This is a genomic window from Streptomyces chiangmaiensis, assembly GCF_036281785.1.
Lineage (GTDB): Bacteria > Actinomycetota > Actinomycetes > Streptomycetales > Streptomycetaceae > Streptomyces > Streptomyces chiangmaiensis.
In genome coordinates, this window is sequence record NZ_JAYWVC010000686.1 from 1 (window position 1) to 732 (window position 732).

The 732-nt window shown below is 68.9% G+C and carries 1 protein-coding gene; it reads right to left on the minus strand.

Going from position 1 to position 732, the window contains the following annotated elements:
• Nucleotides 1-174: 174 nt before the first annotated feature.
• Nucleotides 175-732: transposase (locus VXC91_RS46425; RefSeq protein WP_329513340.1), on the minus strand; the 558-nt coding region annotated here is incomplete at its 5' end.

Here is a 732-nt window from a genome sequence, read left to right on the forward strand (position 1 = left end):
CCTCGATCCGTCTGCGGTGATCCCTGCCGACTGAGGTGATCGGTTCATCCCGTTTGTCCCGGCGGGTGCCGGGTGGGATCTTCGCGTGTCGCTGCGGAGTGCGCCGGGGTTCCACGTCTCCCGGGGCTTACTGGTCGGCTCCTTCCTGGTCGTCGTCGGGGCAGGCTGCGCCGTTCAGGGGGCGGCGGGGAGGGCGCCGAGTCGGCGCCAGCTGATCGTGAAGGCGTCGGCCCAGGGCCAGGTGGTCTCGATCCGTAGCCACCGGCGCCGGGCATGCTTCGCGAGGCGGGCGGGCAGGTGGTAGAGCCGGAAGCGCATGGTGTCAGGTTCGGCGGTGGCCAGTTCGCCCGTGTCGTGGAGGGTCAGCAGCCGCAGCCAGGCGTCCAGGTCGGCGGCAAGGTTCGCGGTCAGCGTCCATGCCTCGTTGACCTGCCAGGACTTCGAGGGCAGGTTGCGCAGGCCCATCGCCTTGTTCGTGCGCACGTGGTCTTCCACGACCGCGTGGTGGCGGTGCAGGGCGTCCAGCCACTGGATCTGGTGCGAGCCGCGGACGCGGGTCATCTTGGAGATGTTCGTCGCGACGATTGAGTACTTCCAGCCGGTCTTCTTCTCGAACGTGGTCAGGTCGTGCATCTGCCGGCCGGACGGCCTGACCCGGCGAACGATCAGCCGCATCCCCTTGATCCAGCCGTCCCGGCGGTTCAGGCCGGTCAACTCCGCGACGAAGTAGCC